The organism is Lentzea sp. NPDC036955 (assembly GCF_055608005.1).
The window spans coordinates 62,731-88,470 of the sequence record NZ_JBVJRC010000016.1 but is presented as its reverse complement, the minus strand read 5'-3'; the positions used below and the strand labels follow the sequence as shown (position 1 = coordinate 88,470).

The window sequence follows — 25,740 nt, the reverse complement described above, 5'->3', positions numbered from 1 at the left end:
AGATGGTGTTGTCGCGCGCTCTCAATGCGCGCGAATCACTGCTCCTGGGCCGCTTCGGCCCGGGCAGTGCGAAGATCGAGGATTTCCTTCTCGAAGTCCTCGACGGACGAGAAGGACCTGTAGACGCTCGCGAAGCGCAGATAAGCGACCTCGTCGAGCTCGCGCAGGGGCCCCAGAATGGCCAGCCCCACCTCGTGGCTCGGGATTTCCGCACATCCCGTCGACCGGATCGACTCTTCCACCCGCTGTGCGAGCACCTGGAACGCGTCCTCGTCGACCGGGCGGCCCTGGCACGCCCTGCGCACGCCGACGACCACCTTGTCGCGGCTGAAGGGCTCCGTCACCCCGGAGCGCTTGACCACGGCGAGAACCGCTTCCTCGACCGTGGTGAACCTGCGGCTGCAGCTGTTGCAGGAGCGGCGACGACGGATCACCTGACCCTCGTCCACCTCACGGGAGTCGACCACCCGCGAGTCCGAATGGCGGCAGAACGGACACCGCACGCCACCTCACCCCTTCCCCCGCGCAGCATTCGTCGCAGTAACCACACTGGTCGGGTTACCCACAACCTGTGGACTACTTACAACGGTGCAACCACTAGATGTAGGGGTAGAACCTAGATCGACGCCTGCGGGGATGCAAGTCGACACGACGCGTCGGCCATCACCCGGTTGGCGGAACCGCGAATGATCAGCGACGATTACGCAAAGACGCCCGCACATGACGCTGCGTTGGCGTCACTGCGGGCGTGTCGGACACAAGATGTGGGGGCGCCTTACGGCGTGACACCCATCTGCTGGAGGTAGAGCACCCCAAGGGCGACGACGGTCAGCGCGCTCAGCACGCCGACGGCGATGAGCTCCAGGGTGGACTCGCGCTTCGACCGGACGTCGCACGAGCTCGACTCGCGCGCGGCCGGGACGACGACCGGGTGTGGCTTGGTGGCGGGGCGCCTGGGCATGACGCGGGGACCCGAACGGAGTGGGCGGCCCGCTGCGACGTCCGCGTCTTCGACAACGCGCAACCGCTTCTCGACCAGAACCGCCATGACGCCCTCCATCGCAGGTCAAGCACCTTGATCGAACATGCGTTCTATCGAACGTCCGTGCGAATTTCTACCAGACCGCCTCTCGGGACGCCACAACACGCCGTCAAATACCTCGAACAGGTGTTTGATCTGCGCAGCAAACACGACTACCGTCGGGCAGGAAGATCGACGGAGGCCGGAATCCCATTCGAACTGGGGGCGGCGAGGAGGACAGCGACCGTGGCAGGCAAGACGATCGACCCAGACCCCGCTCTTGTCGAGCCGGCGGTGAGTGAGATCGCGGGCAACGCCGGTCTGACCCTGCGGCAGCGCAAGGTGCTCGACGTGATCCGCGACTGGGTCGACCGCTTCGGCTACCCGCCGAGCGTGCGGGAGATCGGTGAGGCCGTCGGCCTGACCTCGACCTCGTCGGTGGCCTACCAGCTGCGCGCGCTGGAGCGGAAGGGCTTCCTGCGCCGCGACCCGAACCGCCCGCGCGCGGTGGGGATGCTGCCCACCGAGATCGACGCCGGTCTCGACCCGATGTCCAAGCCGACGCCCGCGTACGTGCCGATGGTCGGCCGGATCGCGGCAGGTGGCCCGATCCTGGCCGAGGAGTCGATCGAGGACGTGTTCCCGCTGCCGCGCGAGATCGTCGGTGAGGGCGAGCTGTTCCTGCTGCGCGTCGTCGGCGACTCGATGATCGACGCCGCGATCACCGACGGCGACTGGGTCGTGATCCGCAAGCAGCCGACGGCCGACCAGGGCGAGATCGTGGCCGCCATGATCGACGGCGAGGCCACGGTGAAGACGTTCAAGCGCAAGGACGGCCACGTGTGGCTGATGCCGCACAACCCGGCCTACCAGCCGATCAACGGCGACGAGGCCACCATCCTCGGCAAGGTCGTCACCGTGCTGCGGCGGCTTCCCTAGCTGCTCGGGCTGTCTCCGCGGGCGCGCTTCTTCTTCTCGAAGAAGTCGAGCCATTTCTGCCGCGTGGCCTCCATGTCCACGACGACGAAGCTGAAGAACTGCCCCATGTCCTTGAGGCGTGCACCCACTGGCGTGCCGAGACCGAAGATCTCGGCACCGTCCAGTGCGGTGTGCGCCCAGGTGGAGTTGCGCTGGGCGCTCGACAGCCACGCCCGGTACCAGATGTCGTCGTCGAGGTAGTAGCGCATGCGCTTGCCGTCGCGCTCGGCGCGCAGCAGGTCGAGCTCCTGCAGGTGAGCGGTGGAGCGTGAGATCGTGCCCGGGCTGACCGACAGCCGCAGCACCAGCTCCGTCGCGGTCAGGCTGCCCCTGTCGCACATGAAGACCTCGGCGAGGATCCGCGCCGCCGTGCGCGTCAGCCCGGTCTGCCGGAACACCGCGACCAGCCGCAGGTGGAACTCCTGCACCTCGCCGGGGCTGCGGTCGAACGAGTAGGCCTCGTCGTCGACGTCCAGGTCGTCCACCGCCGGCATCCGGCGCATGGCCCGTTCGCTCGCGGCGCGGTGCGCGGCGCCCGGCAGGTAGTTGTTGTGGCCGCCGTTGCGCAGCACCTCGCGCTGGATCGTCGAGGCCGGCCTTTGCAACCGCCTGCCGATCTCGGAGTACCCCAGCCCGTCCCACAGCCATTGGGCGATGAGCTGCCGTTCCTCTTCATCCAGCCGTTTACCAGGCACGACCTCATCGTGCCTTGCCCTTCAAGCCATTGCAACGAGTCTTTTGACGACGTCCGCAAACGTTTTTAGCTTGAAGGGGAGGGAAACGGACTCGGTGCAAGGGGGAGCAATGCCGCTCAGTCCGATGACGTACCCGGACGGGCACGTCGGCTGGCGCGCGCACGACCACGCGAGCGTGCGTGCCGTGCTCGCGGACCACCGGTTCAGCATCCGGCCGGACCTGATGCACAACCCGCTCGGGCCGGGCAGTCCCGGTGACGCGCCGCCGTCGCCGCCCGGTGCGTTCACCGACCACGACCCGCCAGAGCACACCCGCTACCGCGGCCGGCTGACCGGGCAGTTCACCGTGCGGCGGATGCGGTTGCTCGCGCAGCGGCTGGAGGAGATCACCGCGGCGCAGCTCGACGAGCTCGCGGGTGCGGGGTCGCCGGCGGACCTCGTCGAGCACGTTGCGTCGCCGGTGCCGGGGCTGATGATCTGCGAGCTGCTGGGCGTGCCCTACGAGCGGCGCGCCGAGTTCCAGCAGGACGCGGTGCTGCTGACCGGTGCCAGCGGCGCGGAGGCCGGTGAGGCCGAGGCGATGTTCGCGGCGTTCGAGCGGTTGCAGCGGTTCATGCTGAAGATGGTCGCGGCGAAGCGGGCCGCGCCGACCGACGACGTGCTCAGCGACCTGGTCAACTCCGAGGCCGACGGCGGAGCTGCCGACCCGCTCTCCGACGACGAGATGGCCACGATGGGCATGGCGTTGCTCGGAGGTGGACTCGACACGACGACGAACATGCTGTCGCTCGGCACGCTGGAGCTGCTGCGCGACCGGGCACGGGTCGACGCGATGCTCGCCGGTCCCGACGCCGCAGTAGAGGAGCTGCTGCGATATATCAGTCTGACGCCGGTGACCGTGCGCACGGCGTTGGAGGACGTCGAGCTCGACGGCGTGCTCGTGCGCAAGGGCGACACCGTCAAGGTCGAGCTGGGCTCCGCGAACCGCGACCCGGCGCGCTACGCCGATCCCGACGTCCTCGACCTGGCTCGCGGCTCGGCGGGACATGTCGCGTTCGGGCACGGCATCCACCAGTGCATCGGGCAGCACCTGGCGCGGGTCGAGCTGAGGATCGCGTTCCCCGCGTTGTTCACGCGGTTCCCGAAGCTGCGGCTCGCCGTCGCGGAGGAGGAGCTGCCGCACCGCGCGAGCTTGGTGATCGGCGGCTTGGAGCGCCTGCCCGTCGCCTGGGACTGAGCAGCTGATACACCGGTTCTCAGGCTCGGCGGCGCAGGCGCAGGCCGACGACGAGGGCGACGACGAGCACGATGCCGCCGAGGCCCAGCGCGAGCGGCCAGTTCTGCCACGACGAGCTCGTCGCGGTCTCCGCCGGCGACGCCTGCGGCTGGTCCGCGGCGGGTGCCGGGGCCGTCGTCGTCGGCGGCGGAGCTGATTTCGCCAGAGCGGCGGCACCCGCGACCGCGCGGATCGGCGTGCCGGCGCCTTCCGAGGCGGAGAGCAGGGTGCCGTCGGGGTCGAAGGCGATGGCCTCGCCCTGCGGCTCGTTCGGCAGCGGCACGCGGACCGGGTCGCCGGACAGCGCCTTCACCAGGTCTCCGTCGGGGACCGGGTAGAGGTAGGCGTCGGTGTAGGTGCGCAGGGCGATGACGGAACCGTCGGCCGTCGACGCGGCACCCGTCACCAGGCGCGAGTCGAGGGTGCCCTCCAGCGGGCCGCCCGGCGTGTCGGTGGTCGACAGCGACACGCGCGCCACCTGCTCCAACGGCACCGATATATCAGTGCGCAGTGCTGCTGCCGGGCGGTAGACGAGCGCGGAGCCGAGCGGTTCCTTGGTGATGATGTACGGCGTGCCGGACCTGTCGAGGAGCAACGCCTCGGCGTCGTGCTTGCCGTCCGGGTACGTGAGGCGGAACCGCTCCACGGCACCTGTCGGTGAGACCTTGTGCAGGGCGACCGTGGAGCGGGTCTTGCCGTTGTCGCCGGTGTCGGACGCCCACAGGGTGCCGTCCGGCGCCATCGCCAGGTCCTCGACGTCGTAGGGGTCGACGGCCGCGGTGATCGTGCGCTTCACGACGCAGTCGCGGCCCATGACCTGGATGCGCAGCGTCCCGTTGTCGCTGTCGCTGACGGCGTAGAACTGCTTGCCGTCGGACGTGAGCCCGGAGAGCTCCTGCATGGCTACCGGGCACACGTCCACCGGTGGAGGCGGGAGGATCAAGCAGGTGACCCGTTCGTCGCGAACTCCTCAAGCACACCCGCGAGGTCCGGGCGCACGCGAGCGCTGAGCAACGTGCCCGACTCGGTGTGCTTCTCGGACAGCACCTCGCCGTCACGGTGCACGCGGGCGACGACCTCGCCGCGCGCGTACGGCACGTGCGCCTCGACCACGACCTCGGGCCGCGGCATCAGCTCGGCGACGCGGACCTTCAGCTCCTCGATGCCCACGCCCGAGTGCGCCGACACGAACGACGCGTCCGGGAACAGGTGCCGCAGCCGGGCCAGGCCCAGGTCGCCCACCGCGTCGATCTTGTTGACGACCAGCAGCTCGCGCGGCATGGGCACGTCGTTGCGCTCGTTGATCTCGGCGAGCACCTCGCGCACCGCCTTGACCTGGCTCTCCGGCATGGCGTCGGAGCCGTCGACCACGTGCACGAGCAGGTCGGCCTGGCCGACCTCCTCCAGCGTGGAGCGGAACGCCTCGACCAGCTGGTGCGGCAGGTGCCGGACGAAGCCGACCGTGTCGGTCAGCGTGTACGGCAGGCCCTCGGGCGTCAGCGCGCGGCGCGTCGTCGGGTCGAGGGTGGCGAACAGCGCGTCCTCCACCAGGACACCGGCGCCCGTCAGCGCGTTGAGCAGCGACGACTTGCCCGCGTTCGTGTACCCGGCGATGGCGACGCTCGGGATCTCGTTCGCGGTGCGGCGGCCCCGCTTGGTCTCGCGGATGACGCCGATCGCGGCGATCTCGCGGCGCAGCTTCGAGATGCGCGCGCGGATCCGGCGGCGGTCGGTCTCGATCTTGGTCTCACCGGGACCGCGCAGACCCACGCCGCCGTTGCCGCCGCCGGCACGACCACCGGCCTGCCGGGACAGCGACTCACCCCAGCCGCGCAGCCGCGGCATCAGGTACTGCAGCTGGGCCAGCTCGACCTGCGCCTTGCCCTCCTTGGACTGCGCGTGCTGCGCGAAGATGTCCAGGATGAGCGCGGTGCGGTCGATGACCTTGACCTTGAGCTTCTCCTCCAGCTGCCGCAGCTGGCCGGGCGAGAGCTCACCGTCGCAGATCACCGTGTCCGCGCCGGTCGCCTGCACCACGTCGCGCAGCTCGGAGACCTTGCCGGAGCCGATGTACGTCGCCGCGTCCGGTTTGTCACGCCGTTGCACGACGCCTTCGAGGACCTCGGAACCCGCGGTCTCGGCGAGGCGCGCGAGCTCGGCCATCGAGGCGTCGGAGTCGGCGGCCGTGCCCTCGGTCCACACCCCGACGAGCACGACCCGCTCCAGGCGGAGCTGCCGGTACTCGACCTCGGTGATGTCCTCGAGTTCGGTGGACAACCCCGCGACACGGCGCAGCGCGGCGCGTTCGGCGCGTTCGAAGTCGCCCGTGGAGAGGTTCTCCTCTTCCCACGTCGAGTCGAACTCCGGGTCGAACTCTGTGCTCTGGATGTTTTCCGTCATTTGCCCTTCATCGTCCCATGGACCGTCAGTCCCCCGGATACACCGCGAGGTAGATCGCCACACGGGGAACGTCCGGTCTGACCGGTTGCGCGGCCAGCTCATCCATCAACGCTGCGAGCCGCTGCTTTAGTTCCTCGGGGTCGACGGTGACGACCAGACGGCTCTGATCCACGTCACTGAGCCCGATGTCGGCAACCTCGCCGAGGAAAGCGTGCAACATCGCCTCGCCGACGGCCACCATGTTTTCGCTGTTGTCGAGCTCCCGTGACAATCCGGTCGACCGGTAGGGGATCTCCTTCGCGCCCCGGTTGCCCGCGCGCGGGGGCATCGCCTCCATGAACCCGGCGGCGACGAGCTTGCGCACGTGGTGCAGCGTCGTGGCGGGGTCCTTGCCGAGGCGTTGCGCCAGCTCCTTGTTGGTGAGGGGGCGTTCGAACGTCATGCGGATCATCCGCAGCCGCAGGTCGGAGCTGAGCGCGGCGGCCTCCTCGCTCGTCGCGGGACGCCGGTCCTTGTAGAGGGGCACAGGCGCAGTCTAAGTGATTGACAGTTTCCAATCACTGGGCGCAGACTCGCCGCCATGACGCTTTGGGGGCATCGGGACTTCCGCAGGCTGTGGGCCGGCGACACGATCAGCCAGTTCGGGTCGACGATCGGCCTGACGGTGATCCCGCTGCTCGCGGCGGGGGTGCTGAACGCGACTCCGTTCGAGATGGGCCTGCTGGCGGCGGCGGGCACGATGGCGTTCCTGCTGATCGGGCTGCCCGCGGGCGTGTGGGTCGACCGGGTGCGCCGCAAGCCGTTGATGATCGCGATGGACATCGCCCGCGCCGTGCTCATGCTCAGCGTGCCGGTGGCGTGGTGGCTGGGCGTGCTCGACCTGCCGCAGCTGGTCGTCGTGAGCCTGGCGGTGGGCGTGTGCACGGTGTTCTTCGACGTGGCCTACCAGTCGTACCTGCCGTCGCTGGTGGGGCGCGACCAGCTCGTCGAGGGCAACTCGAAGCTGCAGGCCAGCATGTCGGTCGCGGAGGTCTCGGGGCCCGCGATCGGCGGGTACGTCGCGCAGTTCCTCGGCGCCGCCAACGGCGTGCTCGCGACCGGCGTGGGCTACCTGAGCTCGGCGTTCTTCCTGTTCCGGATCTCCGCGGTGGAGCCGGTGCCGCACCGGCACGCCACGCCGGACCTGCGCCGCGAGGTCATGGAGGGGTTGCGGTTCGTCTTCGGCAACGTGAACCTGCGCGCGATCGTGGCCTGCACCGGCACGTCGAACTTCTTCCACGGCGTCCAGAACGCCGTGCTGGTCCTCTTCCTGCTGAACGTCGCCGGGCTCAGCGAGGGCACCGCGGGGCTGGTGCTGAGCGCGGGCGGCGTCGGCGGCGTGGCCGGCGCGGCGGTGGCGTTCCGGCTGGGCACGGTGTTCGGGCAGGCCAGGATGATCTGGCTCGTGCCCGTGCTGACCTGGCCGTTCACCTTGGCGCTGCCGTTCGTCTCCGGCGGCTGGGGGCTCGTGCTGCCGATGGTGGGGCTCGCGATCTCGGTGTTCGGCGTCGTCGTCTACAACGTGGGCCAGGTGAGCTACCGGCAGGCGATCTGCCCCGACCACCTGCTGGGCCGGATGAACGCCTCGATCCGCTGGGTGGTGTGGGGTGCGACGCCGCTGGGCGCACTCACCGGTGGTGCGCTCGGGTCGTGGATCGGCGTGGTGCCGACGCTGTGGGTCTCCTTGGTCGGCGCGGTGCTCGGGATGGTGTGGCTGCTGGTGTCGCCGCTGCGGTCTATGCGGGACCTGCCGGCCGCTACTAGCGTCGACGCCCATGGCTGACACGACGGTGCTGCGGGACGGTCTGCACTTCGGCGAGGGACCGCGGCGCGGCCCCGACGGTCGCCTGTACTACTCGGACTTCTACGCGGGCGAGGTGCACGCGCTCGACCTCGCGTCCGGTGCGGACGAGGTCGTCGTCGCCTTCGACGGCCAGCCGTCCGGGCTCGGCTGGCTGCCCGACGGCCGGCTGCTCGTCGTGTCGATGCTCGACCGCACCGTGCGGCGGCTGGAAGGCGACGACCTCGTCCTGCACGCCGATATATCGGATATCGCGAGCTACCACGCCAACGACATGCTCGTCGACGACGAGGGCCGCGCCTACGTGGGCAACTTCGGCTTCGACCTGCACGGGCTGATCGACGAGGTCGGCCTGCCGCGGTTGCTCGAACCGGACTTCGTCCCGCAGGGCGCGGCGCTCGCGCTGGTGCGGCCCGACGGGTCGGTCTCCGCCGCCGCCGAGGACCTCAAGTTCCCGAACGGCATGGCGCTGCTGCCCGACCCGACCGGTGAGTCGGAGAGCGGCAACATCCTCGTCGTCGCGGAGACCGTTGCGTTCAAGCTCACTTCGTTCGCGGTCGACCGCAACGGATCGTTGCACAACCGCGGGACGTGGGCGGAGGTGGCGGAGCTCGGCATCGCGCCCGACGGCATCGCCGGCGACGGGGACGGCGTGTGGGTGGCGCCGTCGGTGCAACCGGCGGTGTTCCGGGTGACCGAGGGCGGCACGGTCACGCACCGGGTGGAGACGACGCAGAACTGCTTCGCCGTCGCCGTCGTCGGCGACAAGCTCGTCTGCCTCACCGCACCCGACTCGCACCCGAACGTGGTCAGGGCGGAACGGCTCGGCCGGGTCGAGGTCTGCGACCTGAGGTGAACCGGAACTGATATATCGGATATCGCCCTAGGCGAGGGCGTCCCACCACGACTTGTCGAGCTCACCGCGTGCCACGAACACCGCGGGACCGGTGAGCGTCGACGTCGTCGGCTCGATCGTGACGGTGACCTGGCCGCCGAGGACGTCGACGGTGGCCGAGCCGGTCGTCCTGCCCTGACCGGCGAGCCACGACGCGACGGCCGCGACGGTGCCGGTGCCGCAGGAGCGGGTCTCGCCGACGCCGCGTTCGTGGACGCGCATCTTCAGCGCACCGCGGGTGGTGCCGCCGGAGCCGGCGTCGAGGACGTTGACCAGCTCGACGTTGACGCCGTGCGGGAACATCACCGGGTCGTGGCCGGGCGGGACGGTGAGGTCGAAGCCGTCGACCGGGACGTCGGTGACGCAGGCGAGGTGCGGGTTGCCGACGTCGACCGCGAAGCCGCCGATGCCGTGGCCGTCGACCGCGGCGATGGAGGTGCCGGTGACGCGCGCCGGGCCCATGTCGTTGGTGACCGAGCCGTCCGGGTGCGTGGTCACGGTCCGGTCCCCCGCCCGCGTGGCGACGACGAACGTGCCCTGCGGCTGGTGGCCCGCGTCGACCAGGTAGCGGGCGAAGACGCGCAGGCCGTTGCCGCACATCTCGGCGATGGAGCCGTCGGCGTTGCGGTAGTCCATGAACCACTGGCCGTCGGTCCGAACGACGCGCAGCACGCCGTCCGCGCCGAGGCCGCGCTGCCGGTCGCACAGCGCCTGCACGCGCGCCACCGTCAGGTCCAGCCGGTCGTCGAGGTCGGGCAGGACGACGAAGTCGTTCTCCGTACCGTGCCCCTTCAGGAACTCCACGGCACCAGGTTACCGGCGGCCGCCACCAGGTCGGGGCGCGCACCGTCCAACCAGGTGATGCGCTGGTCGCGCCGGAACCAGGACCGCTGCCTGCGCACGAACCGGCGGGTGGCGCGCTTGGTCTCCTCGGCGGCGAAGTCGATCGTGCATGCTCCGTCCATCGCGGACAGCACCTGCTGGTAGCCCAGCGCCCGCGAGGCGGTCCTGCCGTCGCGCAGGCCGAGCTTCACCAGCGCGCGGACCTCGTCCTCCAGGCCCGCCTCGAACATCAGGTCCACCCGCCGGTCCACACGCGCGTCCAGTTCGGACACCTCGCGGTCAATGCCGATCTGGACGGTGCCGTAGCGGGCGGGACCGGGCTTGGGCAGGTTCGCCGAGAACGGCTGGCCGGTCAGCTCGATGACCTCCAGCGCGCGCACGATGCGGCGGCCGTTCGACGGCAGGATCGCGATCGCGGCGACCGGGTCGAGCTCCCGCAGGCGCCGGTGCAGCACCTCGGGGCCGGCCGAGGCGAGCTCGGCCTCGAACCGCTCGCGCACGGCGTCGTCGGTGCCGGGGAACTTCAGGTCGTCGAGCACGGCCTGCACGTACAGCCCCGAGCCGCCGACGAGGACCGGCGGGCGTCCGGCGGCCAGGAGGCGTTCGACCACGGCGCGGGTCTCGCGCTGGTAGGCGGCGACGGAGGCGGTCTCGGTCACGTCGAGCACGTCGAGCAGGTGGTGCGGGACGCCGCGGCGGTCGGCGAGGGGCATCTTGGCCGTGCCGATGTCCATGCCGCGGTAGAGCTGCAGGGCGTCGGCGTTGACGACCTCTCCCCCGAACCGCTCGGCGAGGGCGACGGCCAGGTCGGACTTGCCGGTAGCGGTGGGGCCGACGACGGCGATCGGACTGATCACGGGCGCTCCCAGACTGCGACGTGGTAGCCCACGCCGAACGGTGCGAAGAACTCGGCGCTCGCGCAGCGCCACGGACCGGGCACGCCGGCGAGGACCTGCCACGCCGCGCGGCCCTGCGCGCCCAGCTCGCGGGCGAGGCCGGGATCGAGTGCGAGCAGGCCGGCGGTGTCCGCGGCGGCCAGCAGGCGGTGGACGTGCTCGTCGAACGGTCCCGAACGCCCGTCGTCCGAACCGGGTGAGCGCGGGCCGTGACGGGTGGAGCCGTCGCCGAGGACGAGCAGACCGCACTCCTCGTCCGCGAGCTGCCGTCCGAACGAGACGCAGTCGGCCGCGGACCAGCCGGGCGGGACGAGCTCGACGCGTGACACCTCGACCGCGCAGCGTTCCCTCAGCCACCCGGTGACCAGCACCGGCAGCGGCAGCCGGGGGTCGGCGGGAGCATCACCCCCGAGGGTCACCGGCACGTCGACCCCGTAGCCGAGAAAAGTTCCCGACAACGGCGGCCGGTACGTCGCCCGGCCACCGGCGTCGACCGCCACGGCGATCCACGGGCCAAGCAACTTCCCTGCCGCGGCAACGGTTGCGGCTCGCACGGGGGCGGTTTCTGCGGCGGCTCCGGCGACCAGTTCTGGCACCAGAAGCGGCGGGTGCGGCACCACCGCGGCACGGGTGATCACGACGAACCAGGCTACCTATCGTGGACTCCCAGTACCGAGTCGAGCCCTGACCTGTTTGAATGCGCGCGGGGAACTGGGGACGGGAGACCCTCCAGCGCCCGTATTGCATCGGCCCCGCCGCTGGCGGGGCGCTCGTGGCTGGCACGGGCGTCAGATGGGAGGAACCGGCGATGTCGGAGCAGGACAGCACACCGGAGACCGTCGCGGTCGCGACCGAGGTCGAGACCGTCACCGAGGTCGAGGGTGGAGTCGAGGAAACGCCGAAGGAGACCGCGGCGGCAACGCCTCCGGCCGTCCCCGTGGCGTCGGACCACCCTGACCGCTGGGGGCGCGTGGACGCCGACGGCACCGTTTACGTGAAGACCGAGGACGGCGAGCGCGTCGTCGGGTCGTGGCAGGCGGGCGAGCCGGTCGAGGGCCTCGCGCACTTCGCGCGCCGGTTCGACGACCTGCGCACCGAGGTCGAGCTGCTGGTGACGCGGCTCGCGTCCGGTGCCGGCGACCCGAAGCACGCCCTGACCAGCGCGAAGCACGTCAAGGAGCAGCTCGCCGAAGCCGCGGTGGTCGGCGACCTGAAGGCGCTGGCCGCCCGCGTCGAGCACGTGCTGGAGCGGGCCGAGGCGGGCATGGAGAAGGCGAAGGAGGCCAAGGAGGCCGCCCGCGCCCAGTCCGTCGCGCGCAAGCAGGCGCTGGTCGACGAGGCCGAGTCGATCGCGAACGAGTCGACCCAGTGGAAGGTCGCCGGCGACCGGCTGCGCCAGATCCTCGACGAGTGGAAGACCATCCGCGGCGTCGACCGCAAGACCGACGAGCAGCTGTGGCGCCGGTTCTCGAAGGCCCGTGACGCGTTCAACCGCCGTCGCGGCTCGCACTTCGCGGACCTCGACCGGCAGCGTTCGGTGGCGAAGTCCTCCAAGCAGTCCCTCGTCGAGGAGGCGGAGAAGCTCGTCGACTCCGACGACTGGGGTGCCACGGCCGGTCGCTACAAGGAGCTCATGGTCGAGTGGAAGGCCGCCGGGCGTGCGCCCAAGGAGGCCGACGACGCGCTGTGGCAGCGCTTCCGCGCCGCGCAGGACGCGTTCTTCCAGAAGCGCTCCGAGGCCTTCAGCGAGCGGGACGCCGAGTTCACGGCCAACGCGAAGCTGAAGGAGGAGCTGCTCGCCGAGGCCGAGACGATCGACCCGTCGGGCGACCTCGAGGCGGCCAGGGCACACCTGTACAAGATCCAGGAGCGCTGGGACGCCATCGGCAAGGTGCCGCGCGAGCGGATCCGCGAGCTCGAGGGCAAGCTGCGCTCGATCGAGGAGAGGGTGCGCGGCGCGGTCGACGCCCAGTGGCGTCGCTCCGACCCCGAGGCCGAGGCCCGCGTGGCGCAGTTCCGCGAGCGCGTGGAGCAGTTCGAGGCGCAGGCCGCCAAGGCCCGTGCCGCGGGCGACAAGCGCCGCACCGAGCAGGCAGAGGCGCAGGCCGCGCAGTGGCGTGAGTGGCTGGCCGCCGCTGAGCAGGCGCTGGCGACCCGCTAGTCAGGTTTGACGCACCGAGGGGCCCCTCCCATGCGGGAGGGGCCCCTCGGTGCGTTCAGCGGGCAATTCGCCAGCGTTGGCTCACGTCGTCGAGGCACTCTCCCGGCCTCCGCGTTCACCTTCGAGGCAAGAGGAAGCCGGGACTGTGCACCCGCTCAGAGCTGCGGCGGGCGGGACGCGGCCATCCGCAGCCACTTCACCAGCAGCACCAGCACGGCGACGACGGCGATGGTCAGGCCGAGGCCCGGACCGGGGCCGATCGTCTTGTTGCTGGTGGTGGTCTGCTGGGTCCAGATCGACAGCACACCGGTGACCGACGCCGCGAACAGGCCCAGCGAGCACACCCACGCGAGCGTCCAGCGGCGCACGGCGAGCGTGAGGCCGGAGCCGACCACGCCGACGCCGAGGGCGAGGAACGCGAACAGGCGCGGCAGGAACGTCTCGGACTCGCCCAGCACGACCTGCAGGCCGGTGTGCTCGCCGACCCACGGCAGGATCAGCGAGACGAGCAGGGCGAGCACCGCGATGGAGATCGTCAGCGCTCCGGTGCCGGGGTCGATGCGGCGGGCGGCGGTGCGTTCCACCTCGTCGATCTCCCTGCGCAGGTACTCCTCGTCGCTCACTGGGCAGCACATCCCGACACGGCGACGGGCAGCGGGGCCGGCTTGCCGAACGACGGCAGGCCCAGGCCGACGCCCTGGGTCTTGGGCTTGAGGCCCGCCTCCGACCGGTCACCCGCCCTGGTGCGGCGCCACGACAGCGGTTCGCCGTCGGCGACCAGGTAGTGCGGGGCGGCATAGGTGACGACGGTCTCGACGACGTCACCGGGGCGCGGGGCGGTGGTGCCGGGCGTGAAGTGCACGAGCCGGCCGTCGCGGGCGCGCCCGCTCATGCGGTGGGTCTCGGCGTCGCGCTTGCCCTCACCGGTGGCGACCAGGACCTCGACGGTGCGGCCGAGCTGCTCGGTGTTGAGCGAGTGGGTCATCTCGTTCTGCACCGCGACGAGGCGGTCGAAGCGTTCCTGCACGACGGCCTTCGGCAGCTGGTCGGGCAGGTCGGCGGCCGGGGTGCCGGGGCGCTTCGAGTACTGGAACGTGAACGCGGAGGAGAACCTGGCCCGGCGCACCACGTCGAGGGTGCCCTGGAAGTCCTCCTCGGTCTCGCCGGGGAAGCCCACGATGATGTCCGTGGTGATCGCGGCGTCCGGCATGGCGGCGCGGACCTTCTCGATGATGCCGAGGTACTTCTCGGTGCGGTACGAGCGGCGCATCGCCTTCAGCACCCGGTCCGAACCGGACTGCAGCGGCATGTGCAGCTGGTGGCACACGTTCGGCGTCTCGGCCATGGCGGCGATGACGTCGTCGGTGAAGTCCTTGGGGTGCGGCGAGGTGAAGCGCACCCGTTCGAGGCCGTCGATCTCGCCGCAGGCGCGCAGCAGCTTGCCGAACGCGAACCGGTCGCCGAACTCGACGCCGTAGGAGTTGACGTTCTGCCCCAGCAGCGTCACCTCCAGCACGCCTTCGTCGACCAGCGTCTGCACTTCGGCGAGCACGTCGCCGGGACGGCGGTCCTTCTCCTTGCCGCGCAACGACGGCACGATGCAGAACGTGCAGGTGTTGTTGCAGCCCACCGAGATCGACACCCAGCCCGAGTAGGCGGAGTCGCGGGCGGCCGGCAGCGCCGACGGGAACGTCTCCAGCGCGTCGAGGATCTCGACCTGCGCCTCCGAGTTGTGGCGGGCGCGTTCGAGCAGCACCGGCAGCGAGCCGATGTTGTGCGTGCCGAACACGACGTCCACCCACGGGGCGCGCCGCACGATCTCGCTGCGGTCCTTCTGCGCCAGGCAGCCGCCGACGGCGATCTGCATGCCGGGCTTGGCCGCCTTCTGCGGGGCCAGGTGCCCGAGGGTGCCGTAGAGCTTGTTGTCGGCGTTCTCGCGCACCGCGCAGGTGTTGAAGACGACGACGTCGGCCTGCTGGTCCTCAGCGGCCCGCTCGTACCCGGCGTCCTCCAGCAGACCGGCGAGCCGCTCGGAGTCGTGCACGTTCATCTGACACCCGAACGTGCGGATCTGGAAGGTCTTCTGAACCTGCACCGTGCTCACACCGACACGATAACGCCTGGTCAGCAGCCCCTCTCCGGCGGACCGGGCGCGCGGGCGCCCACGTCCGCCCTGACCAGGGGTTACCCGTTGACCACCGGTGAGCTGGTGAGACGGCTACCAACCTTTCGTCGGGTGCAGGCGGCGAACGTCCGCGTGGCACGATGCGCTGGTGCTGGGACGAGTGCATGCCGCCGTGAGCCTGCTGGCCGCCGCAACGGTCCTGACGGGCTGCAGCAGCACGCTCGAGGACGTCAAGATCACGATGGCGACCGGCCCGCAGGGCGGCGTCTACTACTCGCTGGGCAACGGCCTGGCCGACGCCTGGAGCGGGCGGCTGGGCATCGCGCGGCCGCAGGTCGTGGTGACGAACGGCTCGAAGGACAACGTGCTGCGCCTGGTCAACAACCAGGCGCAGGTCGGGTTCTCACAGGCAGACGCCATCGAGGACGTGCCGGGCGGGTCGAAGCTGCGGGCGCTGGCCCGGATGCACGACGACTACCTGCAGGTGATCGTGCGGGCCGACCTGCCGGTGACGCGGTTCGCCGACCTGGCCGGGCTGCGGGTGTCGATCGGCGCCAGGGAGTCGGGCGTCGAGATCATCGCGAACAGCCTGCTGAAGGCGACGAACGTGAAGCCGCAGCAGCAGCTGAACCTCGGCCTGGACGCCTCGGCGGACGCGATGCGGGAGGGCAGGCTCGACGCGTTCTTCTGGTCCGGCGGCCTGCCGACCGGGAGCATCACGCGGCTCACCAGGGACCTCCAGGTGCGGATGCTCGACCTGAAGGACGTGCTGTCGTCGTTCCGCGAGCAGTACCCCGCCTACGGCTCGGCGACGCTGCCCGCGTCCATCTACAACCTGCCGTCCGGCCCGGTCATCACGCTCGTGGTGCGCAACTTCCTGCTCGTCACCGAGTCCATGCCCGACGACGTGGCCGAGGCGCTGGTCCGGCAGTTGTTCGAGGCGCAGCCGGACCTGGTGAAGGCGCATTCGGCGGCGCGCACGATAGAGCAGCGGTCGGCGATCGAGACGTCGCCGGTGCAGCTGCACCCCGGTGCGGTCCGGTACTACCGCGACTTCAAGGTCTGAGCAGCAGCAACGCAGCTCCGCGATATCCAATATCCGATGTTCTAAATATTGGATATCGGATATCAGCTGCCCGTATATTGGATATCAGATGGCCGGTAGCTCGATCACGACCTTCAAGCCGCCGTCCTCTGGCGACTCCAGGCGGACGGTGCCGTTCACGCGTTCGACCACCAGCCGGACGATCGACAGCCCCAGACCGGAGCCGGGGACGTTCTGGTGGGCGGGGCTGCGCCAGAACCGGTCGGTCGCCCGGTCCAGCTCGTCGGGCTGCAACCCGGGGCCGTGGTCGGCCACCGACAGGCGGACGACGTCGCCTTCCTTGCGGACGTCGACGATGACGAGCGTGCCCTCCGGGGTGAACTTGAGGGCGTTGTCGAGCAGCGCGTCGAGCACCGTCTCGACGCCGCGCGGCGGGGCGAGGGCCATGCCGACGGGCTGGCCGTCGAGCACGAGGTGGACCTCCTTCGCGGCCGCGGCGGCCTGCCACGCGGACAGCCGGGCGGCCACGGACCTGTCGACGTCGACCGGCACCGGGTCCACCGAGCTCGACTCGGTGCGGGCCATGGCGAGCAGCTCGTCGAGGATGCGGTTGAGCCGGTCGGTCTCGCTCAGCGCCTCGACCTGGTGCACCTCGGCCTCGGCGTCGACGTGTCCCTCCAGGTTGGACAGTCGCAGCTTCAGCGCGGTCAACGGGTTGCGCAGCTGGTGCGAGGCGTCGGCGACGAAGGCGCGTTGCGCGGCGAGCACATCGCTGACGTTCGCGGCCATCTGGTCGAACGACCGGCTGAGCTGGCGCAGCTCCGGCGGACCGCTCTCGGCCCCCACCGGCGGCACCGGGCGGCCGGCCACGACGGCGGCGAGGAGCTTGCCGGTGGCGTCGTCGAGGGCCTGCACCGGGCGCAGCGTCCAGCGGACCACGGGCAGCGCCAGCAGCACCGCGAGCGCCAGCACCAGCAGGCTCGCCGCGAGCAGCAACGCCCACCAGGCCAGGATCTCGAAGCGGGTCTTCGACGTCGGCGAGAACGTGATCACCGCCCCGCGCACCTCGCCGTCGACCAGCACCGGCTCGGCGAGCACCACCTGGGTGTCGCTCCACGGCATGAAGAACGGCGGCGCCACCGGCAACCGGCCCGCCAGCGCCTTGCCGATCAGCTCCTGCACCGCCGGGTCGCCCAGCGCGAGGTCGTTGCGCGAGGCCACCAACGGCACCGTCGGCGCGTCACGGGCGACGACCGCGACGCCGATGCCGTAGATGTCGTCGTAGCGCTGGAGCTCGGGCAGCATCAGGTGCGGCCGGTCGTCGATCAGCGGTCCCTGCGCGAGCGAGGCGAACCGGCTGGTGTCGGTCAGCCGGTCGAGGAACATCTCCTGCTGCTCCGCGGTCGCCACGCCACGGCCCAGCGGCACGCCGAGACCGACGAGCACCAGCACGATCAGGGCGAGCACCACGCCCAGCAGTCGAGACCTCACGGTGGGTCACCCAACCGCGACGGGACGCACCCGCGAAAGACGCGGCGACCCAGATCACACCAACTCACGCGCTCACGACACCTGACCCAGCCGGTACCCGACCCCGCGCACGGTCTCGAGCAGCGCGGGCCGGCCCAGCTTGGTGCGCAACGTCGCGACGTGCACGTCCAGTGTCCTGTTCGCACCCGACCACGTCCGCCCCCACACCTCGGCGAGGATCCGCTCCCGCGTGCACACCGCCCCGCCGGCCGCCATGACGAGCGCGAGCACCTGGAACTCCTTGCGCGAAAGAGCCACGGATTCACCCGCCACGGTGACCTCGTGGCGGCCCAGGTCGACGCGGACGTCGCCGGTCTCGAACACCTCCGTCGACGACGAGCCGGGCGCGACCGGGTCGGCACCGCGGCGGCGCCGCACCGCGTGCACCCGCGCGACCAGCTCCCCCACGTCGTAGGGCTTGACCAGGTAGTCGTCGGCCCCCGCGTGCAGGCCGAGGATGCGGTCGTCGATCTCCCCGCGGGCGGACACCACGATGATCGCCACGTCCGAGGCCGCTCTGATGGCACGGCACAGCGTCACGCCGTCCATGTCGGGCAGGCCCAGGTCGAGCAGCACCACGTCGACGCCCGCGAGACGGTCGAGGGTGCCGCGGCCGGTGGCCTGCCGGTCCACGTGGAAACCCCGTCTGGTCAGGGCCGGTACCAGCGCCTCCGCGACCCGGTCGTCGTCTTCGACCAGCAGCACGCGCACTTTCGCTACCTCCCGGGCAACCGATGTCTGCCTGTGACAGAGTTGAGACCCTAAGTCTTGCTCAATGCCCTGGACTGCTGTGGTGGCGGACACCTAGGTTTCCGCCAACGCCGACGACCCCTCATGGAGGACTGGATGACTGCCGCCTCTACCCCGCCGATGATCCGTGTGGCGGGTGTGGACAAGTTCTTCGGCCCGCTGCACGTGCTCAAGAACGTGCAGCTGGAGGTGCCGAAGGGGCAGGTCGTGGTCGTGCTCGGGCCGTCGGGTTCCGGCAAGTCGACCCTGTGCAGGACCATCAACCGCCTCGAACCGATCGACTCCGGTGTCATCGAGGTGGACGGCCAGCCGCTTCCCGCGGAGGGCAAGGAACTGGCTCGCCTGCGTGCCGACGTGGGCATGGTGTTCCAGTCCTTCAACCTCTTCGCGCACAAGACCATCGTCGAGAACGTGATGCTCGCGCCGGTCAAGGTGCGCAAGACCCCGGCCGCGGAGGCCCGCAGGACCGCGATGGAACTGCTCGAGCGCGTCGGCATCGCGAACCAGGCCGACAAGTTCCCGGCTCAGCTCTCCGGTGGTCAGCAGCAGCGCGCGGCGATCGCCCGTGCGCTCGCGATGAAGCCGAAGGTGATGCTGTTCGACGAGCCGACCTCCGCTTTGGACCCCGAGATGGTCCAGGAGGTGCTCGACGTCATGACCGGCCTCGCGAAGGACGGCATGACGATGCTCGTGGTCACCCACGAGATGGGCTTCGCCCGCAAGGCCGCAGACCGGGTGATCTTCATGTCCGACGGTGAAGTCGTCGAGGATTCCACCCCGGAAGAGTTCTTCTCGGCCCCGAAGTCCAACCGCGCGAAGGACTTCCTTGGCAAGATCCTGACTCACTAGTAGTCAGCTCACTTTTCGAACGAATGGCAGGAGAAGGACGATGAGGGTTCGCGCCCTTACGGCGGTACTGCTGGCGGGTGGCCTCGCCCTGACCGCGTGTGGCAAGGAAGGCACCGGCACCGACACGGCGGCGGCACCCGCCGGCGTCTTCGAGGTGGCCAAGGACGTCAAGGTCGAGGGCTCGCCGACGTTCGACAAGATCAAGTCGCGTGGTTCGCTGGTGGTCGGCGTCAAGGAGGACCAGCCGGGTCTGGGCTTCAAGGACCCGACGACCAACAAGTACACCGGCTTCGACATCGACATGGCGAAGCTGATCGCAGCGCAGCTGGGCTTCGACCCCGCGTCGAAGGTCGAGTTCAAGACGATCCAGTCGGCCGCCCGCGAGCAGGCGATCATCAACGGGGACATCGACTACTACGTCGGCACGTACTCGATCACCGCCGCCCGCAAGGAGAAGGTGTCCTTCGCCGGCCCGTACTACATCGCGGGCCAGGACCTGCTGGTGAAGAAGGACAACTCCGCCATCACCGGTCCGGACACCATCAAGGACAAGAAGGTCTGCTCGGTCACGGGCGCGACGCCGGCCAAGAAGCTGCGCGAGGACAAGCTGGTCCAGCCCGACACCAACGTGGTCGAGCTGCAGAGCTACTCGCTGTGCGTCACGAAGCTGCTCGACGGTGAGATCGACGCGGTCAGCACCGACGACGCGATCCTCAAGGGCTACGCGGCCGCCGAGCCGGACAAGCTGAAGGTCGTCGGCAAGACGTTCTCCACGGAGAAGTACGGCATCGGCCTGCCGAAGGACGACAAGGCGCTGCGCGACAAGGTCAACGAGATCCTCGAGAAGTCGCTGTCCGACGGCAAGTGGGACGACATCTACAAGAACACGCTGGGCAAGTCGGGCTCTGAGGGCAAGCACCCGACCCTCGAGAAGTACTGACGTTCCTCTGTGGCCGGTGGACTCGCACGGCGGGTTCACCGGCCGTTCCATTGACGACGGACGACGGCAAGGAAATCGATGGGCGTCCTCACCCGCAATCTCGACCTCTTCGTGGCTCACTTCGGGGAAACGCTGCGGCTGTTCGCGTTCTCCGCGGTGATCTCACTGCTGGCCGGTGTCTTCCTGGCCATGCTGCGCGTCAGCCCCGTCCCGGTGTTCCGCGGGGTCGGCACGCTGTACGTCACGGTGGTGCGCAACACCCCGCTGACCCTGGTGTTCGTGTTCTTCGTGTTCGCGTACCCGTACCTGGAGATCATCAAGTTCGAGTTCTTCACCGCCGCTGTCGTGGCGCTGTCGATCTACACCTCGGCGTTCGTCTGCGAGGTGGTCCGGTCGGGCATCAACACGGTGCCGGTCGGCCAGGCTGAGGCGTCCAGGGCGCTGGGGCTCACGTTCACCCAGATGCTCGGCAGCATCGTGCTGCCGCAGGCCATGCGGTCGGTCGTCCCGCCGATGGTGAGCACGTTCATCGCCCTGTTGAAGAACACCACCGTCGCGGCGGGCTTCTCGGTCCGGGAGGCGGGTGCCATCCGCGACGCGCTGTCGGAGGCCGGTGAGAGCACGCTGGTCGGCATGCTGTGGGTCGCCGGCATCTTCGTCCTGCTGGTCCTGCCGCTGACGTTCCTGCAGCGGGTTCTCGAAAAGCGCTGGAGCGTGGCCCGATGACCACCGTCCTCTTCGACGTCCCCGGCCCGCGGGCCAGGGTCCGGCACCGGCTGCTCGCGGTCGTCGGCATCGCCGCGATCGTCGCGTTCCTCGGCTACGTGATCTGGCGCTTCATCGACACCGGCCAGTTCGAGGGCCGCAAGTGGAGCTGGATCGAGTACAAGCAGATCCAGATCTCGCTGGTCGAGGCACTCGGCCGCACGCTCAGCGCGTTCGCGGTCGGCGCGGCGCTCGCGCTCGTGTTCGGTGCGGTCTTCGCCGCGGCCCGGCTGTCGGACCACCGGTGGGTCAGCGCTCCCGCCGCCGTGGTCGTCGAGCTGTTCCGGGCGATCCCGCTCGTCATCATGATGTTCTTCTTCTACTACGGCCTGCCGGCGACGGGCGTGAAGCTCACCGCCTTCACGTCCGTGGTGCTGAGCCTCATGCTGTACAACGGCTCGGTGCTCGCCGAGGTGTTCCGCGCGGGCATCAACTCGCTGCCCAAGGGGCAGGCGGAGGCCGCGTACGCGCTGGGCATGCGCAAGACGCAGGTGATGGTGTTCGTGCTGCTGCCGCAGGCGTTGCGGGCGATGATGCCGACCATCATCAGCCAGCTCGTCGTGCTGCTGAAGGACACCGCGCTCGGCTTCCTCATCACATTCGAGGAGCTGCTGTACTGGGGCCGCCAGATCGGTGGTCAGCTGCAGTTCGGCCGTCCGCTGATCCCGACGATGATCGTGGTCGCGGCCACCTACATCGGACTGTGCCTGTTGCTGACGTGGTTCGCGAACTACCTGGAGAAGCGCAACCGCCGCAACAAGAAGGTCATCGCGCTGGAGAACGACAAGGCGGAGCTGGTGGTCATCGGGAACGACCACCAGGCTTGACGCCGGGCTGACCGGAACGGGGCGTGTCCACTTCGGACGCGCCCCGTTCGCGTCTCCGCGAGCCGGGGCTGGTCAGGCCGCGGCTCGTCGCTAGGACCGCCGGAACAGCTTGTTGCCGAGCCACACGACCGGGTCGTACTTGCGGTCGGCGACGCGTTCCTTCATCGGGATGAGCGCGTTGTCGGTGATGTGGATGTGCTCGGGGCACACCTCGCTGCAGCACTTGGTGATGTTGCAGTACCCGAGGCCGTGCTCGTCCTGCGCCTGGTCCACGCGGTCCGCGGTGTCGAGCGGGTGCATCTCCAGCTCGGCCACGCGCATCAGGAACCTCGGCCCGGAGAACGCCTCCTTGTTCTCCTCGTGGTCACGCACCACGTGGCAGGTGTTCTGGCACAGGAAGCACTCGATGCACTTGCGGAACTCCTGCGAGCGCTCGACGTCCACCTGCTGCATCCGGTACGCGCCCGGTGCGAGGTCCTTCGGCGGCTGGAACGACGGGACCTCGCGGGCCTTGGTGTAGTTGAAGGACACGTCGGTCACGAGGTCGCGGATGATCGGGAACGTCCGCATCGGCGTGACCGTGATCGTCTCGGTCTCGGAGAACACCGACATGCGCGTCATGCACAGCAGCCGCGGCCTGCCGTTGATCTCCGCGGAGCACGACCCGCACTTGCCGGCCTTGCAGTTCCACCGCACCGCGAGGTCCGGTGCCTGGGTGGCCTGCAGGCGGTGGATGATGTCGAGGACGACCTCGCCCTCGTTGACCTCGACGGTGAAGTCCTCCAGCCCGCCGCCGGTGTCGTCGCCGCGCCACACCCGGAACTTCCCCTGGTAGCTCATGACAGCTCCTCGGCGGTGAGGTACTTCTCCAGCTCGGTGCGGTCGAACAGGTCGAGCAGGTCGGACCGGATCGGGATCTGCGGTTTCTCCGCGACCTCCGCCCCGTCACCGGACGCGGTGCACACCAGCAGCTTGCGCCGCCACTGCGCGTCCATCGACGGGTGGTCGTCGCGGGTGTGCCCGCCGCGGGACTCGGTCCGCAGCAGCGCGGCCTTCGCGACGCACTCCGACACCAGCAACATGTTCCTCAGGTCGAGCGCGAGGTGCCAGCCCGGGTTGAACTGCTGGTGGCCCTCGACGCTGAGCGAGCGGGCCCGTTCCTTGAGCTTCTCCAGCCGTTGCAGGGCTTCTTCCATCTCGCCCGCGCGCCGGATGATGCCGACGAGGTCGTTCATCGACTGCTGCAGCTCCATGTGCAGCGTGTACGGGTTCTCCCCGCCCTCCTGCTGGAAGGGCTTCAACGCGGTCGCACGCGCTTCGGTGACCGCCTCCTCGGCGACGGCAGGCCGTTCGCCCATCGAGCGCACGTACTCGGAGGCACCCGCACCTGCCCGCCGTCCGAAGACCAGCAGGTCCGACAACGAGTTGCCGCCCAGGCGGTTCGAGCCGTGCATGCCGCCGGAGACCTCACCGGCGGCGAAGAGCCCCGGCACGGCGGACGACCCGGTGTCCGGGTCGACCTCGACGCCGCCCATCACGTAGTGGCAGGTCGGGCCGACCTCCATGGGTTGCGCGGTGATGTCGACGTCGGCCAGCTCCTTGAACTGGTGGTGCATCGACGGCAGCCGGCGGCGGATCTCCTCGGCGGGCAACCGGGTCGACACGTCGAGGAAGACACCGCCGTGGGGTGACCCGCGCCCGGCCTTGACCTCGGAGTTGATCGCGCGCGCCACCTCGTCGCGCGGCAGCAGCTCCGGTGGGCGCCGGTTGTTCGCCTGGTCGGTGTACCAGCGGTCGGCTTCCTCCTCGTTGTCGGCGTATTTGTCCTTGAAGACGTCGGGGATGTAGTCGAACATGAACCGCTTGCCGTCGGAGTTGCGCAGCACGCCGCCGTCACCGCGGACGGACTCGGTGACGAGGATGCCCTTGACCGACGGCGGCCAGACCATCCCGGTGGGGTGGAACTGGATGAACTCCATGTTGATCAGCGAGGCGCCCGCGCGCAGGGCCAGCGCGTGGCCGTCGCCGGTGTACTCCCAGGAGTTCGAGGTGACCTTGAACGACTTGCCGATGCCGCCGGTCGCGAGGATCACCGCCGGTGCCTCGAACAGCACGAACCGGCCGGACTCGCGCCAGTAGCCGAACACGCCGGCGATCCGGTCGCCGTCCTTCACCAGGTCGGTGACGGTGAACTCCTGGAAGACCCGCAGGCGTTCCTCGTAGTCGCCGGACTCCTTGAAGTCGTCCTGCTGCAACGACACGATCTTCTGCTGCAGCGTGCGGATCAGCTCCAGGCCGGTGCGGTCACCGACGTGCGCGAGCCGCGGGTACTCGTGGCCGCCGAAGTTGCGCTGCGAGATGCGGCCGTCCTTGGTGCGGTCGAACAGCGCGCCGTAGGTCTCCAGCTCCCAGACCCGTTGCGGTGCCTCCTGCGCGTGCAGCTCGGCCATGCGCCAGTTGTTGAGGAACTTGCCGCCGCGCATGGTGTCGCGGAAGTGCACCTGCCAGTTGTCGTTCTCGTTCGCGTTGCCCATGGCGGCGGCGATGCCGCCCTCGGCCATGACCGTGTGGGCCTTGCCGAACAACGACTTGCAGAGGACAGCGGTGCGCATGCCGTGCTCACGGGCCTCGATCGCGGCGCGCAGACCGGCACCACCCGCGCCGATCACGAGGACGTCGAACGAATGCCTTTCCAGCTCGGGCAAAACCACTCCTTAGTTGATGAAGCGGAGGTCGGAGATCGTTCCCGAGGCGACCAGCGCGACGTAGAGGTCGGTGAGGCAGACGAAGATCAGCGAGGCCCACGCGAGCTGCATGTGCCGGTTGTTGAGCTTCGAGATCTGCGTCCACATCCAGTACCGGACCGGGTGCTTGGAGAAGTGCTTGAGCCGGCCGCCGGCGATGTGGCGGCACGAGTGGCACGACAGCGTGTACGCGGCAAGGAGGCTGACGTTGACGAGCAGGATGATGTTGCCGAGGCCCAGGCCGGTGCCGAACGCGAGCACCGCGTCGTAGATGTTGATCAGCAGCAGGAGCGAGGCCGCGTAGAAGAAGTAGCGGTGCAGGTTCTGCGCGATCAGCGGGAACCGGGTCTCGCCGGTGTACTTCGAGTGCGGCTCGGCCACGGCGCAGGCGGGCGGTGACGCCCAGGCCGCGCGGTAGTAGGCCTTGCGGTAGTAGTAGCAGGTGATCCGGAAGCCCAGCAGGAACGGGATGATCAGCAGCGGCGGGGTCAGGAAGCCGGGCAGTGCGGGGAACCACTGGCCGAAGTGCGAGGCTGCCGGGATGCACTCCTCGGTGAGGCACGGGGAGTACATCGGTGTGAGGTAGTGGTACTGGTCGACCCAGTAGTAGTCCCCCTGGAACGTGCGGAACGCCGCGTAGATCGAGATGAGCAGCAGCCCGACGAATGTCGTCAGCGGCGGCAACCACCATCGGTCCGTGCGCAGAGTCCTGGCGGCGATCTCTGCCCTCGCCATTGCTCACCTTTCTGGGGGTCCACGCCGTTGTGGAGGAACGACAGCGGCCCCCGCGTCAGGCGGGGGCCGTGTGATCAGCTCGGATCAGGTCCGGTGCCGGTAGCCACCGAGTCCTTCGTCGTCCGCGTCCTTCCACAACGACTCGTCGTAGGGCGTGTCTGGCACGACCACGACCTCGCGTTCCACCAGAGGCGCTTCACGCTGCCTCGGGGTGCTCAGGTCGACGAGCTCGGTGGCGTCGATGTCCATGCGTTCAACGTCGTTGGCGAGCCGCTGCACGGCCGCCACATCGCCGTACCTGGCTCGCAGCGAGCTGACGCAGTGCCGCATCTGACCGATGACCCGGCGCAGTTCGACGATCTCCGTGGACGTCATGGGGACACCTCCGTTCCAAGGTCGTGCCCCGCACTCTGCCCAATCTCAAG

General features: G+C 69.6%; 27 protein-coding genes. 10 read left to right on the top strand and 17 right to left on the bottom strand.

Annotated elements, in window-relative coordinates:
* Positions 1 to 35: 35 nt before the first annotated feature.
* Positions 36 to 503 (bottom strand): transcriptional regulator NrdR, encoded by a 468-nt coding sequence (gene nrdR / locus ACZ7CF_RS39345; protein WP_065913411.1) that lies wholly within the window; start codon positions 501 to 503, stop codon positions 36 to 38.
* Between the two features lie 272 nt (positions 504 to 775).
* A complete protein-coding gene (locus ACZ7CF_RS39340) occupies positions 776 to 1,048 on the bottom strand; it encodes a hypothetical protein (RefSeq protein WP_458433722.1) in 273 nt (90 codons plus the stop codon).
* Positions 1,049 to 1,282: 234 nt separating this feature from the next.
* On the opposite strand from ACZ7CF_RS39340, the gene lexA reads away from it, so the two are divergent.
* Positions 1,283 to 1,960 (top strand): transcriptional repressor LexA, encoded by a 678-nt coding sequence (gene lexA / locus ACZ7CF_RS39335; RefSeq protein WP_360398604.1) that lies wholly within the window; start codon positions 1,283 to 1,285, stop codon positions 1,958 to 1,960.
* Here lexA and ACZ7CF_RS39330 read toward each other — a convergent pair.
* Positions 1,957 to 2,694, bottom strand: coding sequence for a GbsR/MarR family transcriptional regulator (locus tag ACZ7CF_RS39330; RefSeq protein ID WP_470372224.1), 738 nt, complete (start codon positions 2,692 to 2,694; stop codon positions 1,957 to 1,959). The genes lexA and ACZ7CF_RS39330 overlap by 4 nt on opposite strands.
* 109 nt (positions 2,695 to 2,803) lie before the next feature.
* On the opposite strand from ACZ7CF_RS39330, the gene ACZ7CF_RS39325 reads away from it, so the two are divergent.
* Positions 2,804 to 3,931, top strand: coding sequence for a cytochrome P450 (locus ACZ7CF_RS39325; RefSeq protein ID WP_470372223.1), 1,128 nt, complete (start codon positions 2,804 to 2,806; stop codon positions 3,929 to 3,931).
* A gap of 19 nt (positions 3,932 to 3,950) precedes the next feature.
* Here the strand turns inward: ACZ7CF_RS39325 and ACZ7CF_RS39320 are convergent, their stop codons facing one another.
* The 3 genes from ACZ7CF_RS39320 to ACZ7CF_RS39310 are packed head-to-tail and all read right to left on the bottom strand — an operon-like array spanning position 3,951 to position 6,896.
* Positions 3,951 to 4,871, bottom strand: coding sequence for an SdiA-regulated/phytase-like domain-containing protein (locus tag ACZ7CF_RS39320; protein ID WP_360398458.1), 921 nt, complete (start codon positions 4,869 to 4,871; stop codon positions 3,951 to 3,953).
* A 38-nt stretch (positions 4,872 to 4,909) separates the two neighbouring features.
* Complete coding sequence (gene hflX, locus ACZ7CF_RS39315) at positions 4,910 to 6,370, bottom strand: GTPase HflX (protein ID WP_360398460.1); 1,461 nt, start codon at positions 6,368 to 6,370, stop codon at positions 4,910 to 4,912.
* Positions 6,371 to 6,395: 25 nt separating this feature from the next.
* Positions 6,396 to 6,896, bottom strand: a complete 501-nt coding sequence (locus ACZ7CF_RS39310; RefSeq protein WP_360398462.1) for an ArsR/SmtB family transcription factor — start codon at positions 6,894 to 6,896, stop codon at positions 6,396 to 6,398.
* Between the two features lie 54 nt (positions 6,897 to 6,950).
* On the opposite strand from ACZ7CF_RS39310, the gene ACZ7CF_RS39305 reads away from it, so the two are divergent.
* Both ACZ7CF_RS39305 and ACZ7CF_RS39300 read left to right on the top strand, forming a co-directional pair.
* Positions 6,951 to 8,192: an MFS transporter gene (locus ACZ7CF_RS39305; protein WP_470372222.1), complete on the top strand. Its 1,242-nt coding sequence runs from the start codon at positions 6,951 to 6,953 to the stop codon at positions 8,190 to 8,192.
* The gene (locus ACZ7CF_RS39300; RefSeq protein ID WP_360398466.1) at positions 8,185 to 9,066 is read left to right on the top strand and encodes an SMP-30/gluconolactonase/LRE family protein; all 882 of its coding nucleotides are present in this window, start codon (positions 8,185 to 8,187) and stop codon (positions 9,064 to 9,066) included. The genes ACZ7CF_RS39305 and ACZ7CF_RS39300 overlap by 8 nt, the downstream gene beginning before the upstream one ends.
* 27 nt (positions 9,067 to 9,093) lie before the next feature.
* Here the strand turns inward: ACZ7CF_RS39300 and dapF are convergent, their stop codons facing one another.
* Genes dapF through ACZ7CF_RS39285 form a run of 3 tightly spaced genes read right to left on the bottom strand, consistent with a single transcriptional unit; the run spans position 9,094 to position 11,482 of the window.
* Positions 9,094 to 9,909, bottom strand: coding sequence for a diaminopimelate epimerase (gene dapF, locus ACZ7CF_RS39295; RefSeq protein WP_458433728.1), 816 nt, complete (start codon positions 9,907 to 9,909; stop codon positions 9,094 to 9,096).
* Entirely contained in the window at positions 9,897 to 10,805 is a 909-nt protein-coding gene (miaA, locus tag ACZ7CF_RS39290; protein ID WP_470372221.1) for a tRNA (adenosine(37)-N6)-dimethylallyltransferase MiaA, read from the bottom strand. Before miaA ends, dapF begins: the two co-directional genes overlap by 13 nt.
* A complete protein-coding gene (locus tag ACZ7CF_RS39285; protein ID WP_470372220.1) occupies positions 10,802 to 11,482 on the bottom strand; it encodes a class III extradiol dioxygenase subunit B-like domain-containing protein in 681 nt (226 codons plus the stop codon). The genes miaA and ACZ7CF_RS39285 overlap by 4 nt, the downstream gene beginning before the upstream one ends.
* Positions 11,483 to 11,652: 170 nt before the next feature.
* On the opposite strand from ACZ7CF_RS39285, the gene ACZ7CF_RS39280 reads away from it, so the two are divergent.
* A complete protein-coding gene (locus ACZ7CF_RS39280) occupies positions 11,653 to 13,005 on the top strand; it encodes a DUF349 domain-containing protein (RefSeq protein WP_458433731.1) in 1,353 nt (450 codons plus the stop codon).
* Between the two features lie 155 nt (positions 13,006 to 13,160).
* On the opposite strand, the gene ACZ7CF_RS39275 is transcribed toward ACZ7CF_RS39280, so the two are convergent.
* The gene (locus ACZ7CF_RS39275) at positions 13,161 to 13,628 is read right to left on the bottom strand and encodes an Rv2732c family membrane protein (RefSeq protein WP_360398476.1); all 468 of its coding nucleotides are present in this window, start codon (positions 13,626 to 13,628) and stop codon (positions 13,161 to 13,163) included.
* Positions 13,625 to 15,109 (bottom strand): tRNA (N6-isopentenyl adenosine(37)-C2)-methylthiotransferase MiaB, encoded by a 1,485-nt coding sequence (gene miaB / locus ACZ7CF_RS39270; protein WP_470372219.1) that lies wholly within the window; start codon positions 15,107 to 15,109, stop codon positions 13,625 to 13,627. The genes ACZ7CF_RS39275 and miaB overlap by 4 nt, the downstream gene beginning before the upstream one ends.
* Positions 15,110 to 15,278: 169 nt before the next feature.
* On the opposite strand from miaB, the gene ACZ7CF_RS39265 reads away from it, so the two are divergent.
* Positions 15,279 to 16,196, top strand: a complete 918-nt coding sequence (locus ACZ7CF_RS39265) for a TAXI family TRAP transporter solute-binding subunit (RefSeq protein ID WP_360398478.1) — start codon at positions 15,279 to 15,281, stop codon at positions 16,194 to 16,196.
* Between the two features lie 84 nt (positions 16,197 to 16,280).
* Here ACZ7CF_RS39265 and ACZ7CF_RS39260 read toward each other — a convergent pair whose 3' ends face one another.
* Together ACZ7CF_RS39260 and ACZ7CF_RS39255 are read right to left on the bottom strand one after the other, a co-directional pair.
* Complete coding sequence (locus ACZ7CF_RS39260) at positions 16,281 to 17,666, bottom strand: sensor histidine kinase (protein WP_360398480.1); 1,386 nt, start codon at positions 17,664 to 17,666, stop codon at positions 16,281 to 16,283.
* Positions 17,667 to 17,738: 72 nt separating this feature from the next.
* Positions 17,739 to 18,416: a response regulator transcription factor gene (locus ACZ7CF_RS39255; RefSeq protein ID WP_065913426.1), complete on the bottom strand. Its 678-nt coding sequence runs from the start codon at positions 18,414 to 18,416 to the stop codon at positions 17,739 to 17,741.
* Positions 18,417 to 18,575: 159 nt separating this feature from the next.
* Between ACZ7CF_RS39255 and ACZ7CF_RS39250 the strand changes: the two genes are divergently transcribed.
* From ACZ7CF_RS39250 to ACZ7CF_RS39235, 4 genes are all read left to right on the top strand, one after another.
* Entirely contained in the window at positions 18,576 to 19,304 is a 729-nt protein-coding gene (locus ACZ7CF_RS39250; RefSeq protein ID WP_360398608.1) for an amino acid ABC transporter ATP-binding protein, read from the top strand.
* Between the two features lie 40 nt (positions 19,305 to 19,344).
* Positions 19,345 to 20,244 (top strand): glutamate ABC transporter substrate-binding protein, encoded by a 900-nt coding sequence (locus ACZ7CF_RS39245; protein ID WP_360398482.1) that lies wholly within the window; start codon positions 19,345 to 19,347, stop codon positions 20,242 to 20,244.
* Between the two features lie 78 nt (positions 20,245 to 20,322).
* Entirely contained in the window at positions 20,323 to 20,970 is a 648-nt protein-coding gene (locus ACZ7CF_RS39240) for an amino acid ABC transporter permease (protein ID WP_360398484.1), read from the top strand.
* A complete protein-coding gene (locus tag ACZ7CF_RS39235) occupies positions 20,967 to 21,836 on the top strand; it encodes an amino acid ABC transporter permease (protein ID WP_360398486.1) in 870 nt (289 codons plus the stop codon). Before ACZ7CF_RS39240 ends, ACZ7CF_RS39235 begins: the two co-directional genes overlap by 4 nt.
* 90 nt (positions 21,837 to 21,926) lie before the next feature.
* Here the strand turns inward: ACZ7CF_RS39235 and ACZ7CF_RS39230 are convergent, their stop codons facing one another.
* From ACZ7CF_RS39230 to ACZ7CF_RS39215, 4 genes are all read right to left on the bottom strand, one after another.
* Positions 21,927 to 22,676, bottom strand: coding sequence for a succinate dehydrogenase/fumarate reductase iron-sulfur subunit (locus tag ACZ7CF_RS39230; protein ID WP_470372218.1), 750 nt, complete (start codon positions 22,674 to 22,676; stop codon positions 21,927 to 21,929).
* Positions 22,673 to 24,541 carry a fumarate reductase/succinate dehydrogenase flavoprotein subunit gene (locus tag ACZ7CF_RS39225; protein ID WP_458433735.1) on the bottom strand — a complete coding sequence of 623 codons (1,869 nt, stop codon included), beginning with the start codon at positions 24,539 to 24,541 and terminating at the stop codon, positions 22,673 to 22,675. The genes ACZ7CF_RS39230 and ACZ7CF_RS39225 overlap by 4 nt, the downstream gene beginning before the upstream one ends.
* Before the next feature lie 9 nt (positions 24,542 to 24,550).
* Positions 24,551 to 25,315: a hypothetical protein gene (locus tag ACZ7CF_RS39220; RefSeq protein WP_360398492.1), complete on the bottom strand. Its 765-nt coding sequence runs from the start codon at positions 25,313 to 25,315 to the stop codon at positions 24,551 to 24,553.
* Between the two features lie 84 nt (positions 25,316 to 25,399).
* Positions 25,400 to 25,690 (bottom strand): hypothetical protein, encoded by a 291-nt coding sequence (locus ACZ7CF_RS39215; protein ID WP_360398494.1) that lies wholly within the window; start codon positions 25,688 to 25,690, stop codon positions 25,400 to 25,402.
* Between the last annotated feature and the right edge of the window lie 50 nt (positions 25,691 to 25,740).

What these genes read in the sequence shown, in the direction of transcription:
- ACZ7CF_RS39220 (WP_360398492.1), bottom strand. Translation starts at nt 25,315, where the DNA reads ATGGCGAGGGCAGAGATCGCCGCCAGGACTCTGCGCACGGACCGATGG.
- ACZ7CF_RS39340 (WP_458433722.1), bottom strand. Translation starts at nt 1,048, where the DNA reads ATGGCGGTTCTGGTCGAGAAGCGGTTGCGCGTTGTCGAAGACGCGGAC.
- ACZ7CF_RS39235 (WP_360398486.1), top strand. Translation starts at nt 20,967, where the DNA reads ATGACCACCGTCCTCTTCGACGTCCCCGGCCCGCGGGCCAGGGTCCGG.
- hflX (WP_360398460.1), bottom strand. Translation starts at nt 6,370, where the DNA reads ATGACGGAAAACATCCAGAGCACAGAGTTCGACCCGGAGTTCGACTCG.
- ACZ7CF_RS39320 (WP_360398458.1), bottom strand. Translation starts at nt 4,871, where the DNA reads ATGCAGGAGCTCTCCGGGCTCACGTCCGACGGCAAGCAGTTCTACGCC.
- ACZ7CF_RS39280 (WP_458433731.1), top strand. Translation starts at nt 11,653, where the DNA reads ATGTCGGAGCAGGACAGCACACCGGAGACCGTCGCGGTCGCGACCGAG.
- ACZ7CF_RS39305 (WP_470372222.1), top strand. Translation starts at nt 6,951, where the DNA reads ATGACGCTTTGGGGGCATCGGGACTTCCGCAGGCTGTGGGCCGGCGAC.
- ACZ7CF_RS39325 (WP_470372223.1), top strand. Translation starts at nt 2,804, where the DNA reads ATGCCGCTCAGTCCGATGACGTACCCGGACGGGCACGTCGGCTGGCGC.
- ACZ7CF_RS39230 (WP_470372218.1), bottom strand. Translation starts at nt 22,676, where the DNA reads ATGAGCTACCAGGGGAAGTTCCGGGTGTGGCGCGGCGACGACACCGGC.
- ACZ7CF_RS39245 (WP_360398482.1), top strand. Translation starts at nt 19,345, where the DNA reads ATGAGGGTTCGCGCCCTTACGGCGGTACTGCTGGCGGGTGGCCTCGCC.
- ACZ7CF_RS39215 (WP_360398494.1), bottom strand. Translation starts at nt 25,690, where the DNA reads ATGACGTCCACGGAGATCGTCGAACTGCGCCGGGTCATCGGTCAGATG.
- ACZ7CF_RS39250 (WP_360398608.1), top strand. Translation starts at nt 18,576, where the DNA reads ATGATCCGTGTGGCGGGTGTGGACAAGTTCTTCGGCCCGCTGCACGTG.
- ACZ7CF_RS39300 (WP_360398466.1), top strand. Translation starts at nt 8,185, where the DNA reads ATGGCTGACACGACGGTGCTGCGGGACGGTCTGCACTTCGGCGAGGGA.
- ACZ7CF_RS39240 (WP_360398484.1), top strand. Translation starts at nt 20,323, where the DNA reads ATGGGCGTCCTCACCCGCAATCTCGACCTCTTCGTGGCTCACTTCGGG.